Annotated in this window: 14 protein-coding genes; 6 read left to right on the forward strand and 8 right to left on the reverse strand. The window is 64.4% G+C overall.

The features are described from left to right. Positions 1-101 precede the first annotated feature (101 nt). The 6 genes from E5206_RS14275 to E5206_RS14300 all read right to left on the reverse strand — a co-directional run bounded on the left by E5206_RS14275 (position 102) and on the right by E5206_RS14300 (position 5,177). Positions 102-1,097 carry a tyrosine-type recombinase/integrase gene (locus E5206_RS14275; RefSeq protein WP_136323060.1) on the reverse strand — a complete coding sequence of 332 codons (996 nt, stop codon included), beginning with the start codon at positions 1,095-1,097 and terminating at the stop codon, positions 102-104. Next, on the reverse strand, positions 1,094-2,032 hold the full coding sequence (locus tag E5206_RS14280) for a tyrosine-type recombinase/integrase (RefSeq protein ID WP_136323061.1): 939 nt from the start codon (positions 2,030-2,032) through the stop codon (positions 1,094-1,096). Before E5206_RS14280 ends, E5206_RS14275 begins: the two co-directional genes overlap by 4 nt. Further along, positions 2,029-3,276, reverse strand: coding sequence for a tyrosine-type recombinase/integrase (locus E5206_RS14285; RefSeq protein WP_136323062.1), 1,248 nt, complete (start codon positions 3,274-3,276; stop codon positions 2,029-2,031). Before E5206_RS14285 ends, E5206_RS14280 begins: the two co-directional genes overlap by 4 nt. Positions 3,277-3,374: 98 nt before the next feature. Further along, positions 3,375-3,665 carry a transposase gene (locus E5206_RS14290; protein WP_136323063.1) on the reverse strand — a complete coding sequence of 97 codons (291 nt, stop codon included), beginning with the start codon at positions 3,663-3,665 and terminating at the stop codon, positions 3,375-3,377. Positions 3,666-3,695: 30 nt separating this feature from the next. Beyond that, on the reverse strand, positions 3,696-3,866 hold the full coding sequence (locus tag E5206_RS19480) for a hypothetical protein (protein WP_205759938.1): 171 nt from the start codon (positions 3,864-3,866) through the stop codon (positions 3,696-3,698). Between the two features lie 333 nt (positions 3,867-4,199). Continuing rightward, on the reverse strand, positions 4,200-5,177 hold the full coding sequence (locus E5206_RS14300) for an MIP family channel protein (protein WP_136323064.1): 978 nt from the start codon (positions 5,175-5,177) through the stop codon (positions 4,200-4,202). Between the two features lie 254 nt (positions 5,178-5,431). Between E5206_RS14300 and E5206_RS14305 the strand changes: the two genes are divergently transcribed. The 5 genes from E5206_RS14305 to E5206_RS14320 all read left to right on the forward strand — a co-directional run bounded on the left by E5206_RS14305 (position 5,432) and on the right by E5206_RS14320 (position 10,318). Further along, positions 5,432-5,842 carry a hypothetical protein gene (locus tag E5206_RS14305; protein WP_136323065.1) on the forward strand — a complete coding sequence of 137 codons (411 nt, stop codon included), beginning with the start codon at positions 5,432-5,434 and terminating at the stop codon, positions 5,840-5,842. A 292-nt stretch (positions 5,843-6,134) separates the two neighbouring features. After that, entirely contained in the window at positions 6,135-6,272 is a 138-nt protein-coding gene (locus E5206_RS19340) for a hypothetical protein (RefSeq protein ID WP_168709353.1), read from the forward strand. Then, positions 6,269-6,658: a hypothetical protein gene (locus E5206_RS14310; RefSeq protein ID WP_205759939.1), complete on the forward strand. Its 390-nt coding sequence runs from the start codon at positions 6,269-6,271 to the stop codon at positions 6,656-6,658. Before E5206_RS19340 ends, E5206_RS14310 begins: the two co-directional genes overlap by 4 nt. Positions 6,659-7,266: 608 nt before the next feature. Next, the gene (locus tag E5206_RS19345) at positions 7,267-7,407 is read left to right on the forward strand and encodes a hypothetical protein (RefSeq protein WP_168709354.1); all 141 of its coding nucleotides are present in this window, start codon (positions 7,267-7,269) and stop codon (positions 7,405-7,407) included. A gap of 118 nt (positions 7,408-7,525) precedes the next feature. Beyond that, a complete protein-coding gene (locus tag E5206_RS14320; protein ID WP_276605946.1) occupies positions 7,526-10,318 on the forward strand; it encodes an aconitate hydratase in 2,793 nt (930 codons plus the stop codon). Positions 10,319-10,370: 52 nt separating this feature from the next. On the opposite strand, the gene E5206_RS14325 is transcribed toward E5206_RS14320, so the two are convergent. Both E5206_RS14325 and sdhC read right to left on the reverse strand, forming a co-directional pair. Continuing rightward, positions 10,371-11,153 (reverse strand): succinate dehydrogenase iron-sulfur subunit, encoded by a 783-nt coding sequence (locus E5206_RS14325; protein ID WP_136323067.1) that lies wholly within the window; start codon positions 11,151-11,153, stop codon positions 10,371-10,373. A gap of 52 nt (positions 11,154-11,205) precedes the next feature. Then, positions 11,206-11,586 (reverse strand): succinate dehydrogenase, cytochrome b556 subunit, encoded by a 381-nt coding sequence (gene sdhC, locus E5206_RS14330; RefSeq protein ID WP_136323068.1) that lies wholly within the window; start codon positions 11,584-11,586, stop codon positions 11,206-11,208. 424 nt (positions 11,587-12,010) lie between these two features. Between sdhC and E5206_RS14335 the strand changes: the two genes are divergently transcribed. Continuing rightward, positions 12,011-13,852 (forward strand): molybdopterin-dependent oxidoreductase, encoded by a 1,842-nt coding sequence (locus E5206_RS14335; protein ID WP_136323069.1) that lies wholly within the window; start codon positions 12,011-12,013, stop codon positions 13,850-13,852. Positions 13,853-14,109: the final 257 nt, after the last annotated feature.

Consider the following 14,109-nt stretch of genomic DNA (forward strand, 5'->3'; position numbering starts at 1 on the left):
GTCGGCATAACCTAAATTATTCTGATGTCCGGATTATTCCGATGTCTGCCTGAACCCGCAGCTCAGGGCCGGGTGGGTGCCGGAATGTTCGGCATAATCCCTCACAGCTTTTCCAGGAATTCCAGCAGGGTGTCTGCCGGTGTGTAGCGTCCGGGCATGGTGTCCGGCGGCGCGGTCCGGTCCAGCGCCCGTTGCTTGATGCCCAGGTCGGCGTGCAGGTATGCCTGAGTCGATTCAATGGACTCGTGGCCCAGCCAGAGGGAAATGGTCGCGGTGTCGATGCCCGCGGCGAGCATCCGCATGGCGGTGGTGTGCCTGAGGACGTGTGGGGTAACGGTTTTTGCCGCCAGCGTCGGGCAGGTGGTGGCGGCAGCGGTCGTATGGACGCGGAGCCGCTGCGCGACCGCGTCGGTTGTCATCGGCCGGCCGCAGCCTTGGGCGGTGAAGACCGCGGACGCGGGAGCCGGTGACAGGTTTTCCTCATACCAGGCCTGCAGGGCCATGGCCGTGGCGGTGTCCAGCGGCGTGACCCGCTCCTTGCGGCCCTTGCCGTGGGAGGCAAGGTGCGCCGGACGGGCAAGCCGCAGATCGGCCCATGTCAGGTGTGTGAGTTCTGAGATCCGCAGGCCCGTGGTGACCAAGGTCAGGATGATCAGCCGGTCGCGACTGCCGACCAAGCGGGCTGCGGGCGGGGCCGCGAGCAGGGCATCGACCTCGGCGTCCGTGAGGTAGCTGATCTGTGCTTTGGGTGCGTTCTTGGCCCGGATAGCCAGAACCCTCCTGATCAGGTCGGCATGCTCGGGATGCAGGTACGCGGCGTAGCCGAAGAACGCATGGATGGCCGAGAGCCGGGCGTTTCTGGTCGCGGCACTGTTGCCTCGGTCTGTTTCCAGATAGGCCAGGAACCCGCTGACCGTCTCAGCATCGAGGTCGGTGAAATCGGCGGCGGCCGGGCGGCGGTGCCGGTGATCGCCGAGGTAGGTCAGTAGCAGCCGCCAGGTGTCCCGGTAGGCCGCGACAGTATGGGCGCTGGCGCCCCGCTGGCCGCTCAGGTAACCGGTGAAAAAGGATTGCAGGGTGGGGGCGAGCAGGCTCATGACAGAAGCTTTCCGTGGGTTTGTGCGGTCTGGACTCTTTCGGTGACCAGGGCGAGCAGTTCGGGTGTAGAGCTCAGATACCAGTAAGTGCTGGCCGGGCTGACATGCCCGAGATAGGTTGCCAGGACAGCGATCCGGGCGTCGGCATCAGCGCCGCCGCGGTAGGCCTCAGTCAGAGACTCGGTGGCGAAGGTGTGACGGAAATCGTGCAGGCGCGGCGGTCCGGCCCCGGGCCGGGGTGTCAGGCCAAGGTCCGTGGTCAGGGACCGGAATGCTGTCTGCAGGTTTCCGGGGTGAGGGCGGGTACCGATGTAGGTGAGGAAGAACGCGTCCGGATCGCGGGCCGTGACCAGATCCCGGCTCGCGCTCAGATAGCCGGCCAGTGCACCGGCCGTGCTCGGGTGCAGCGGGACCAAACGTTCCTTCCCGTATTTGCCGGTCACCATGATCACACCGGCGCCCAGATCGACATCCTCCAGGTCCAGGGCCAGGGCTTCCCCGATCCGCATGCCGGTGGCGGCCATCAGCCCGATCACCGTGGACACCGTCAGCCCTCGGGCTGGCGGGCCCAGACTGAGGGCGGCGTCCATCAGCTCAACGGTTTGCCGTGGCGTATAGATGTACGGAATCGCATGAACGACTTTCGAAGGTATCAGCCCGGCAGGGATTATCGGGGCCAGTGCCGGATTCCGTGCGTGAACATAGGCGGCAAAGCCGCGGACCACGGCCAGCCGGTAGGCCCGCCAGCGGGGCGAGGCACCCGTCGGCAGGACCGCCCAGGCCACCGCCGCTTCAACCGTGATTGCTCCCTGGCCGGCGGTTTCGAGGCTGAGCAGGAAACCGCTGATTAGCCCCTCGTGCGCGTGCAGGGTGGCACCCATGAGCCGGCGTAACCGCAGATACTCCTGCTCATAGTCGTTCAGAACCGTGGTCATCGGACTCGCCCAGGAACGGTGACTGATCCGGGGGTGCCTCGTTCAGCACCCGGCCATGGTCTGGCCATGGTCCTCAGGGCGGCCAGATCGACTCTGGCATAAATGACGGTGGACGCGGGACTGGCATGGCGCAGCAGCTGGGACGCTTCGGTCAGCGTGCCGCCGGCGGCCAGGACACCGGTCGCGGCACTGTGGCGCAGTCGGTGAGCCCCGACCGGCGAAGCCATACCTGCACGCTGTCCCAGCCGGCTGACTACGGCGCTGATGCCGGAACGGCCCAGCGGGGCATGCGGGGCCTTCGCCTGCAAGAACAGGTGGCGGTCAGGCATGGCCGGGCGTTCATGTTCGAGGTATCCGGCGATCGCCGCGCCGGCATCGGCCGGTAAGGGCATGGGCTCCGCGAACCCGCCTTTCCCGTGCACGAGGACGGTCCCGGCACGCCAGTTAAGGTCATCGAGGCGCAGACCGGCCGTCTCCCGTGCGCGCAACCCAAGCCGTGAGAGCAGCACGACGATGGCCCGGTCCCGGCACGGGCTCAGGCGTGAATCCGCGGTGTGGCTGATCAGGTCGCTGACCTGAGCCGGCGGCAAGGCTTTGGGCAGGGCGCCGAACGCGGAATACGAGACCGGGACGATTCCCTCCGCCAACGCCTCGTCGATGGTCCCGGAGAGATACAGCCATTTCAGCAGTGCTCGCAACGCTGTCACCGCGACCCGGACGGACCCGGCGGATTCCGCACTGCCGCGGACGACCAGGAAACCCATGACCTCGTTGACGGACAAGTTCCCCAGATCCGAATTCGTCCGACCGGCACGCCAGCGTAGGAAAGGCCGGACCTGGTTCAGGTAATTCTCGACGGTCGTCGGCGCCAGCGCCCGTTCGCGGGAGAGATACCGCCCGAACCGAACCAGGACCTGCTCCCAGCCAGGCAGGACGGACGGCGCTGCTGCCGCCCGCTCAATGTCTGAATCGGAGAGGAATTCGATGAACCTGTCCAGCGAGCGGACCGTGATCAGGTTTCTGTGGCTCTGGCGGCGATGCCGGAAGAACTCCTCGACCGCTTCCGGAGATAAATCGTGAATCGTAAGGCCCCGAGCGTGCATCCACCCGGACAAGTGGGCGAGCATCTGCAGCTGCTGGGCCGCGGTCCCCGGCGAATAGCCCAGCGCAGCCAGCCTGACGCGGAACTCTGGAAACAGTGAGGCCAGCGGGCCCCGGACACGTACCTTGGCAGGATCGCTCATGATCCTTGTCCTTCCGAGAGAAGACGGGAGGACAAGTATCAGACGGTAGCCGGATTATGCCGAACATTCCGGCACCCACCCGGCCCTGAGCTGCGGGTTCAGGCAGACATCGGCATAATCCGGACATCAGAATAATTTAGGAAATCGTTCTCCCGTTCGACCTCACGCAGCCGGGCCTCCAAAGCCTTGTACTTCGCGGCATCCACCGGGTCATCGGGCCTGCCGCCCGCCCCGGCCCCAGCGTCGCGGTGCAGCTGCACCCACCGCTTCAGCGCCGTGACGGAGACGCCGACTTCCGGGGCGACGGACATCGGTGACCGGCCGGAAGAAATCACAAGATCCACGGCATCGGCCTTAAATTCATCGGAATACGTTGGTCGAGCTGACATGAGCACAATCCTTTCAAGCTGTGTCTCACATCAGTAGTACACCTGCTGGCAGCAACGGTTGTGGACGTTTGAGACCCCGTGTCCGGCATGCCCGGCGTATGCAAAAGGCGGGGCGGGATGCATGACGAGCGTGAATGCCAGATGTTCGCGGTAAAAATTGATGGCGGCATCGACGATGTAGCGCACGCTTACCGTGGCCATCAGGAGACCTCCTTGCTCTGCACCCAGGAACACGCGCCACCTCGCGGCCTGTCAACGCGCCGAGCATCAGACACGCACGCGTGGTCGAACTGGATTGATGCCATCGGTGATGAGGTGAGGCGGCAGCCAACCCGGGCGGCGGCTGGCACGGACAGATACTCAAGAAGCTGACGGAAACGCTGCGCAGACCGAGAAGTGGGTGCACGCCGGTCCGGGGTAGTCGAACCTTATAACATGGCCTGCCATTGTGGTTGAACGCCCGCCCCGAGCCAGCGTTTCTCCTCCGGAAGAGCAAGTCTCCTTGTGCCGGCGTTTCTGAGGATCCTTAAACGCCTATGTTTCGGCCGTCTTTTTCGTTTCGGTCGCCGGAGGTGTCTCTCCGCCTGCCCGGCCCGGAGGTGTGGATTCCTGCAGCCTGACCCGCGCATGCAGGACGTCGCCGATAAACCAGTCGTAGATCAGGACACCGATCACACCACCGACCAGGGGGCCGACGATCGGCACCCAGAAGTACCAGCTGAAGGCCCCGTCCACGGTGCCCGGCAGCGCCGTCTGCCCCCATCCGGCCAGCCAGGCAAACAGCCGTGGCCCGAAGTCACGGGCCGGGTTGATGGCGTAGCCGGCGTTCGCGCCGATCGACATGCCGATGGCTGCAACGGCCAGCCCGATCATGAACGGACCCAGGTTCGCCTGAACCGCGGTGTTGCGCATGTCGATAATGGCCACCACGAACATGAGGAGGAAGGCCGTGCCGACAATCTGGTCGACCAGCGGTCCCACGGGGCTGCCGCTGAAGTAGGGTGCCGGGAAGGTGGCGAATATGGAGTAGCTGGCAAGCCCCTTCGGATCCGCACGCCCAGTCCCGACGGCTTTGTTGTAGGCGTCGATGGCGTCGTGATACAGCAGGTACACCATCGCGGCACCGGCGAAGGCGCCCAGAACCTGCGCGACGATATACGGCCCCACCTTGCCCCAGGGAAATTTACGCCGGGCCGCGAACGCCAGGGTCACCGCCGGATTGATGTGCGCGCCACTGACGCCACCGGCGACGTAGATTGCCAGCGTCACCGCCAAGGCCCATCCCCAGGTAATCAACAGCCAGTCTCCGGCGGCCATGAAGATCGTCGTCGATGTCGCGGCCCGGCCGGATCCCGGCAAAGCGGCGACTGCCATGGCCACAACACCATCACCGAAAGAGATCAGCACAAACGTGCCGAGAAACTCTGCAAGAAGTTCACCCCAAGTGCCGCCCAACTGCTTAAGGCCACTGCCGTTACGGACCGCATTCCTAAGTGGACTGATATCGCTCATCGCGAGTGCCTCCTCGAGTCATCTGATCTACCTATCGAAATTGACAACCCCAGTACATTTATGCTACGCCGATAGTGTTCGTGGGCAACGGTCTAAGATCTATCCGCCGTGGGCAGCACCTTGGGCCGCCCCTGCCGCCCCGTCCCGGCAAACCCCCAGCAGGCGCGGAGGCGGATTCTGTCGAGGAGCGCGGTCCCTCGCCAGACTTGAATTGCGCCGCAAAGACGCGGATTTCGTTTGGGAAAGGCACCAACATGTCCGACAACAGCAGCATTGAAGACACCCCGGATGAGGTAGGCCCAGAGAAGAAGCCGGAGGAACCAGACCTGCGCGGCCGGTATGTCGAAGGCAACTACGGCAAGGCCGGAGCGCAGGCCGGCCGCCATGCGGGCGACGAGGAAGGCCAATACATCGAAGGGGACTACGGGGCGGCCGGCAGCGAAGGCGGACTGCCCGAACCCCTCGGGGACAAGGCCAAGGAATCGGGGCGCTACGTGAAAGCCAACTTCGGCGACGCCGGGTCGACCCCTGGCCGCACCGCTAAATCTGAAATTGGTCAGTATTCAGAGGGCAACTACGGAGCGAGCGGTTCCGTGGACCCGGCCCGCAAACCGCATATCGACACCGACACCGGGACCGGGACCGGGACCGATAATCAGGATTAGTCCGGCACCTGCACCCCGCAGGACAGGAGCGCGGGCGGAGGCCCCCGAACAGGCGCCGGCCGTTCGGGCCGAACCTGCCGGCCTCCGCTGGGCGAGGGTAAACGCTCGCTCTGCGCCGCCGGGATCCGGGAATGCTGTCGTTGAAGCCGTCATTGCGGTCTTTACCAAGTTCGGTTTCGAACCTGAGACCGTGGGCAACGGGGTGCGAACGGAGCTGCGGCTGTACGCGTGTCCTTTCATGGATGTGGCACGGGAGCACCCGGAGGTGGTCTGCAGCGTGCATCTGGGCCTAATGAAAGGTCTGGTAGGCGGTTCCCCCGAAGGTTCTTCCGCCGCCACGCTCCAGCCTCTCGCCGGCGAGGGCTACTGCACCGCTTCCATCGAACTGACCAAGGACAGCACTTACCCGACCGGAAAGGGCGGACAGTGATTCTGGCCCGGATTCTTCAGTTGGCCATCTCGTTCCTTTGGCTCGGGCTGGTCGCGGCCATTTCGTTCATCGAAACGCCGCTCAAATTCAGGGCGCCCGGCATGACAGTGCCGCTGGCCGTTGGCATCGGCCGTCTCGTCTTCCGCGCACTGAACTGGGCGGAACTTGTGCTGGCCAGGGCGCTGGCTGTACTTGCGGCGGTGGCGGCAGGGCCTCCCTGGGCCACGGCGTGGCTGGCCGGTGTGGTGCTGCTGACCCTTGTGCAAGCGCTCGGCTCCGCCCGCGCATGGATCGCCGGGCCCCCGGCACGCCCGAGGCGCACACCCATCCGGCAGGTCGGCGGCGCGCCGCCGCCCATCTGGTGTACTTCGGGCTCGAAGGCCTGAAAGTCGTTGCGCTGCCGGTCCTCGGCACGGCCTACGCGCTGCAGGCACTCGCGTGAGCGCCACCGCAGGTGCCCGCGCGTCCCGAAACGACCTAGCCAACCGCGCAGATGTGGAGGTGCTCGTCACCACGTTCTACCGTCGGGTTTTTGAAGACGAACTGCTCGGGCCGGTGTTCACCGAGGTCGCGCGCATGGATCTTCCCGCGCACCTTCCGATCAAGTGCGACTTCTGGGAGACAGTGCTCTTTCGCGCCGGGCTATCCAAGCGGAATGCGCTGCAAGTACACTCGGCCCTCAATGACAATTCCCGCTGCGCTGGGAGCTATTCGCCCGCTGGCTTGAACTGTGGGAGAGCACCGTGGACGAGCTGTTCATCGGCGAGAAAGCGGAACTCGCGAAGGCCCAGGCTGCACGCATCGGCGGATCGATACATGGCGTCATCTGCGGCGGTGAACCAAGCGAGTACAGCACCATACGGCGTGCCTCCGTGCCAGGTCCCCCAGTATCGCGGGCACCGGCAAGGCTGCCGACACTGTTCCCCGAGCCGATGACCTTGTTTCCGGAGGCCATAGCATGTCCGCTGGCCCCGGCGTACGGTCGGAACAGGGGATGAAAGGAGCGATGCTGGCAGGGCTGCCCGACATCGGGGCGGGCACCGGCTGCGTCATCGGCGCAGGAGCGGCCGTCGCGTCCAGGTGTTCCGATGCGGTCACCCCGGGAGGGGGCAGCATCATGGGATCCACGGACTGATCCACAGATGGCGACGATTCCGTGACCGGCAAGCTCATCGAGTAGGAATTCCCGGGTGCTGCAAACCGCCCGCGCTCCGCGGGCGCACATTTTCCGACCCAAGCTAACGGAGGCGACAGTGATGACGACAAATAGTTTTGGTGCGCGTGAGCAACTGAACGTGGACAACAGGACGTATGAGATCTACCGGCTGGACCGGGTCAAGGGCTCGGACCGCCTTCCCTACAGCCTGAAGATCCTGTTGGAGAACCTGCTGCGCAATGAGGACGGCCTGCTGGTCACCGCCGGACAGATAACGGCCCTTGGCGGCTGGGACCCCCGATCGGCGTCCAACCCGGAAATCCAATACACTCCCGCCCGGGTGCTGATGCAGGACTTCACCGGTGTGCCGTGCGTGGTGGACCTGGTGGCCATGCGTGATGCCATGACCGGTCTGGGCGGGGACCCGAAGAAAATCAATCCGCTGATTCCCGTGGAACTGGTCATCGACCATTCGGTCATCGCCGACGCCTTCGCCAGCCCGGAGGCATTCGGAATCAACGCGGAGCTGGAATTCACGCGGAACCAGGAACGGTACCAGCTCCTGCGCTGGGCTCAGCGGGCGTTCGATGACTTCCTCGTGGTGCCCCCGGACACTGGCATCTGCCACCAGGTCAACCTCGAATACCTCGCCCGGGTCGTCTTCACCCGGGACGGTGCCAGCGGGCCGGTCGCCTACCCGGACACGCTCGTAGGGACGGACTCGCACACCCCGATGGTCAACGGACTCGGTGTGCTCGGCTGGGGCGTGGGCGGTATCGAGGCCGAGGCGGCCATGCTCGGCCAGCCGATGAGCATGCTCATCCCGCAGGTAGTCGGGCTTAAACTTACCGGCGAACTGCCCGAGGGCACCACCGCCACGGATCTGGTGCTCACCGTCGCCGAACTTCTGCGCCGCACCAGGGTCGTGGGAAAATTCGTGGACTTCTTCGGCCCCGGAGTGGCCAGCGTGCCACTGGCAACCCGGGCGACGCTGGGCAACATGAGCCCGGAATACGGGTCGACCTGCGCCATCTTCCCGATCGACGGTGAAACGCTGGACTACCTGCGTCTCACCGGACGCTCCGAGCACCAGATCAAACTGGTGGAAGCCTATGCCAAAGAACAGGGCCTGTGGCACCGTCCCGACCATGTCCCGGACTACAGCGAGATTATCGAGCTGGACCTGTCCACGATCGTCCCCTCCATCGCCGGACCCAAGCGGCCGCAGGACCGTATCCCGCTGGGCGCCGTGCCCCGTGCCGTGCGCGGACTGCTGTCCGGGGAAGCGCAGGAGGAAGCCGTGCAGGGGGGCCTCGACGATGCCGAGGAGCACTCTTTCCCCGCGAGCGACCCCATTGCCGTCAGCCCCGGCATTCACCGGGACGCTCCGCCCCGCCAGTATCAGGACGCCACGGACTTCACCTGGCCATCCGAACCCGTCCGCGTTGAGCTGGCCGGAACCGCGGCCAGCCTCGACCACGGAGACGTGGTCATTGCGGCGATTACCTCGTGCACCAATACTTCTAACCCGACAGTCATGATTGGCGCCGGCCTGCTGGCCAAGAAAGCCGTCGAACGGGGGCTGCGCAGTAAACCGTGGGTGAAAACTTCCCTCGCTCCGGGATCCCGGGTGGTGACCGATTACTTCAACAGATCAGGGCTCACCCCGTATCTGGAGAGACTCGGCTTCGATCTGGTCGGTTATGGGTGCACCACCTGCATCGGTAATTCCGGGCCCCTCATCCTTGAAGTCAGCGCTGCCGTCGCGGGCAACAATCTGACCGTTGCAGCGGTGCTCTCGGGCAACCGGAACTTCGAGGGCCGCATCCACTCCGAAGTGAAGATGAACTTCCTCGCCTCCCCGCCCCTGGTCATCGCCTACGCCCTCACCGGGACCATGCATACCGATCTGCTTCACGATCCGCTCGGCGTGGACCCGGAAGGCAACCCGGTCTATCTACACGATATCTGGCCGACGACGGCGGAAATCAAGGCCGTCGTGGACCAAAACCTCGAAACCAAAATGTTCACGCAGGGCTACTCCGACGTCTACTCCGGCGACGGGCGCTGGCGGGGCATGCAGGTGCCCGGGGGTGACATGTTCGCCTGGGATGACCACTCCACGTACGTGCAGCGGCCACCCTACTTTGACGGTATGACCGCCCGGCCAGCACCTGTCCGGGACATCACCGGGGCCAGGGTACTGGCCTTCCTGGGAGACTCCGTCACCACCGACCACATATCCCCGGCCGGCGCCATCCGGAACGACTCTCCCGCCGGCCGCTACCTCACCGAACACGGCGTGGACGCGGCCGACTTCAACTCCTACGGCTCCCGCCGAGGCAACCACCACGTCATGATCCGCGGGACCTTCGCCAACGTCCGGCTGCGCAACCGGCTCGTCCCCGGCGTGGAGGGCGGCTTCACCCGGCATTTCCCCGATGGCGGGCAAAGAAGCATTTTCGACGCCGCCACCTCCTATGCCGCCGAAGCCGTACCCTTGATTGTTATCGCCGGGACGGATTACGGGTCCGGGTCCTCCCGGGACTGGGCGGCCAAGGGCACGTTGCTGCTGGGCGTCAAAGCCGTCCTGGCGGGATCGTTTGAACGGATCCACCGCTCCAACCTCATCGGGATGGGGGTCCTCCCCCTGCAATTCCGGGACGGTGACACGGCCGAAAGCCTGGGCCTGACCGGGGAAGAGCTCTACTCGGTCATCGGCATCGAGGGTCATACCCCGCTGCCGCGGGAGGTCACGGTCCGGGTCGAGGACCACGGCCGTGAACAGTACTTCACCGCCGCCATACGGATCGATACGCCCGCCGAGGAAGCGTACTACGTCCACGGCGGGATCCTGCCCTACGTCCTGCGCCAGCTCCTGGCCGGCTGACGCGGTCCGCCGGCCGGCGGTGCCACGCCCGGTGCCCGCCGGCGCCGGAGCGTCATATCCTGCGGGAGAGGATGGCCTGTTTGACCTCTGCGATGGCCTGCGTGACCTTTATGCCACGCGGGCAAGCCTCCGTGCAATTGAACACGGTGCGGCACCGCCAGACACCTTCCTTGTCGTTAAGGATCTGAAGGCGCAAGTCGCCGGCGTCGTCGCGGGAGTCGAAGATGAAGCGGTGGGCGTTCACGATTGCCGCCGGACCGAAGTATTGTCCGTCGGTCCAGAAGACCGGGCACGCGCCCGTACACGCGGCACACAGAATGCACTTGGTGGTGTCATCGAAACGTGCACGCTCTTCGGGAGACTGCAGGCGCTCCTTCGTCGGCTCGTGGCCGGCACCGATAAAGTACGGCATGATCTCACGGTAGGACTGGAAGAACGGTTCCATGTCCACAATCAGGTCCTTCTCCACCGGCAGGCCCTTGATGGCCTCAACGGTCACCGGCTTGTCCAGGTTCAGGTCCTTGAGCAAAACCTTGCAGGCCAGGCGGTTGCGGCCGTTGATCCGCATGGCATCAGAACCGCACACCCCGTGGGCGCAGGAACGCCGGAAGGACAGCGAGCCGTCAATTTCCCATTTGATCTTGTGCAGCGCATCCAGGACCCGGTCCGTGCCGTACATGGTCAGCGGGTAGTCTTCCCAGCGGGCCTCCTCGGAGACTTCCGGGTTGTAGCGGCGGATCCGCAACGTGACTTCGAAGGTGGGGATCTCGCCGCTCCCAACAGAGTGCGGCAGATCTATTTTTGAGGGGGGTTCGGTGGCCTGCGGGCTGCTCATGGACTCGTACACTCCCTGTTGGCGCTGTTCCGGTTTCCCGGGCTGGCGGACATCAGTGGCCGCCAAAAACATGGGAAAGGTGGATGAAAAGGAAGGGGATCATCACCACCGCCCATAGTCCGAGGACACCCCAAAGCATTTGGACATGATACTTGGGGCCTTTCTTCCAGAAATCGATGAGGATTATCCGCACTCCGCCGAACGCATGGAAGACAACGGCCGCGACCAGGCCGGCCTCCCCTATGCCCATGACCGGGTTCTTATAGGTGCCTATGACGGCGTTATAGGCCTCCGGCGATACCCGGACCATGGAAGTATCCAGAACATGCACGAGGAGAAAAAAGAAAATAGCAACGCCGGTAATCCGGTGGGCAACCCACGCCCACTGTCCCTGTTGCCCGCGGTAAAGAGTCCAAGATGCGGTCTTTGACACTGGCCCCTCCTCGCTCCGTGAGCCGGCGACCAAAGGACGTACATGGTCTGACGGCGGCCTCACCTGTGAGTCTACGACCGCGTAGGCAAAGGTCAACCCGCCGGGTTCATCCCGCCATGGGATTGCAGGTGCCGGCGGCTAATGATGCGGCAGACAAAGGTGATAATCGGGGCCGGCACGCCCGCATGGACGGGAAGCCGTTGAGTGACACAGCGGGCCATGGATCCCGGGCTGGATACCGCGACCCGGTATCCACGACAGCCGGATATTAATGGAGACGACGAAGCCGGCCACTGACGGCCGGCTGCCCCTGCGTTGCGTATAGCCCGGCAGCCCGTCGACTCCTACCGGCGGACCATGCGTCCGTCATCCCGGATCTTCCGTTGCCAGTCCGCGGCGGAAGCGTAATCTGGGATCAGGCATCATGCATCCCGGAAGCCGCACGGGCATCAATGATCGAAAGCACATCGTGGCACGTGAGGATAATCAGGACAACCCGGACGGTTCCCGGTCTGCTGTCCCCGCCACGGGTCCGAGAACGCCGGCCAGCTTCCGGGAGGAACTCTCAACGGAAGCGAACACCGTCGTCGATGACTCCTGGGCCGGGTCTGCCCCTGCGCAATACGGGGTGGCGCCGCGGGTGCGCATAGGGAACAGCAAATGGTTTAACCTGCTGTGGTTGCTGCCGATCGGCTTCGTGCTGCTGATCACTGCCGTGGCCGTCGCCAAGGGACTGCGCAGTGTCCCCGCCGTGGCGGAGTTCATCAGGGAATATCCGGGCCGGGTTGTTCCGCCCGGGGCCGAAGCCCGGGCCGGGTTCCCTGCCTGGATCGGCTGGCAGCATTTCTTCAACATGCTGCTCCTGATCCCCATCATCCGGGCAGGGTTAGCCATCCTTGCCGATCATCCCCGGCTGTACTGGACCCGGCACTCAACCCCGGGCAAGGAATGGTTCCGGATGCAGACGCCGGTACCCGCGGACCCGCTGTATACGGCAAAGCAGGACTCCATCACCCTCCCCGACGGCGTGGGCTTGCCGGGCCGGCGGCACTCGATCGGGCTGGCACGCTGGTGGCACCTGGGTATGGACACGCTCTGGCTGCTCAACGGCCTGATCTTTTACCTTCTCATCTTCACCACGGGTCAGTGGCTCCGCCTGGTGCCCACCAATTGGGACGTCATCCCCAATGCCCTCTCGATGTCCATCCAGTACGCCTCCCTGAACTGGCCAGCCGACGACAGCTGGGTCGCCTACAACAGTCTCCAGGTCATGGCCTACTTCATCACGGTCTTTATCGCCGCACCGCTGGCGTTCATCACCGGCCTGGGCATGTCCCCGGCACTGTCCACAAAATTCAGGTGGATCAGCAGGGTCTTCAGCATCCAGGCCGCCCGGTCGCTGCATTTCCTGGTCCTGGTCTGGTTCCTGCTGTTCATCGTGATGCACGTCTGCCTCGTCGTCGCGACAGAGGCCTTGCGGAACTTCAACTACATGTACGCGGACCGCAACTCCGGCGACTGGTACGGGTTCTGGATCTTCGCCGCATCCCTGGCCATCATGATCGTGATCTGGGTGGGCGTCACCCCGCTCACCTACCGGCATCCGAGGATGGTCCAGCGGATCGGGTTTGCACTCATCGGCCCGGCGCAACGGCTGTTCGAGCACCTCGATTCAAAACCCGGCCGGTACACCGAAAAAGACATTTCCCCCTATATGTGGCACAACGGCAAGTACCCCGAATCCACCGACTACAAAACGCTCCTCGCCACAGGCTTCGCCGACTACCGCCTCCGTATCTCAGGCCTCGTAAAGAACCCGGTGGAACTCGACCTTGCCCAGCTACACGACCTGACGCACCACGAGCAGATCACCCAGCACTTCTGCATCCAGGGCTGGTCCAGCGTGGCCAAATGGGGCGGCGTCCCCATGCAAACCATCATCGACCTGGTGCAGCCGGACCCCGAGGCGAAGTGGGTGATCTTCTACTCCTTCGCCGAAGGATCCGACGGCGGCATCTACTACGACGCGCAGCCGATCGAACAGATGAGCTACCACCTCACCATGCTCGCCTACGACATGAACAACGCGCCGCTGACCTACGGACACGGCGCACCGCTGCGACTGCGCAACGAAGTCCAGCTCGGCTTCAAACTCGTCAAATGGATCAAAGGCATCGAATTCGTCAAAGACTTCTCCCACATCGGCGGCGGCGAAGGCGGATACAACAACGACCACGAATTCTTCGGCTACCGCCAATCCATCTAGCAACACGCCCCACACCCGGCATACCCGACGAAATCCCGAAACCCGCCAAGAGGAGCGGGCGAGGTAGAACAACGCGGCGGCGCAGCTGCCGCCGGGGTCCAGCGGACTGGGCCCGAGCCGGCATGCAGCGGGTCGACGCGCAGATTGGTGTCGCGGTGACAAAACCCACTGATCCGCGCCTTGTCGCCACCCTGGTAAGGCGCTGCGCGGCACCACGTCCTGTTGGGGGTCTAAGGTCAGGAAGACCCGCCCCGGGT

Source organism: Arthrobacter sp. PAMC25564 (genome assembly GCF_004798705.1).
Classification (GTDB): domain Bacteria; phylum Actinomycetota; class Actinomycetes; order Actinomycetales; family Micrococcaceae; genus Arthrobacter.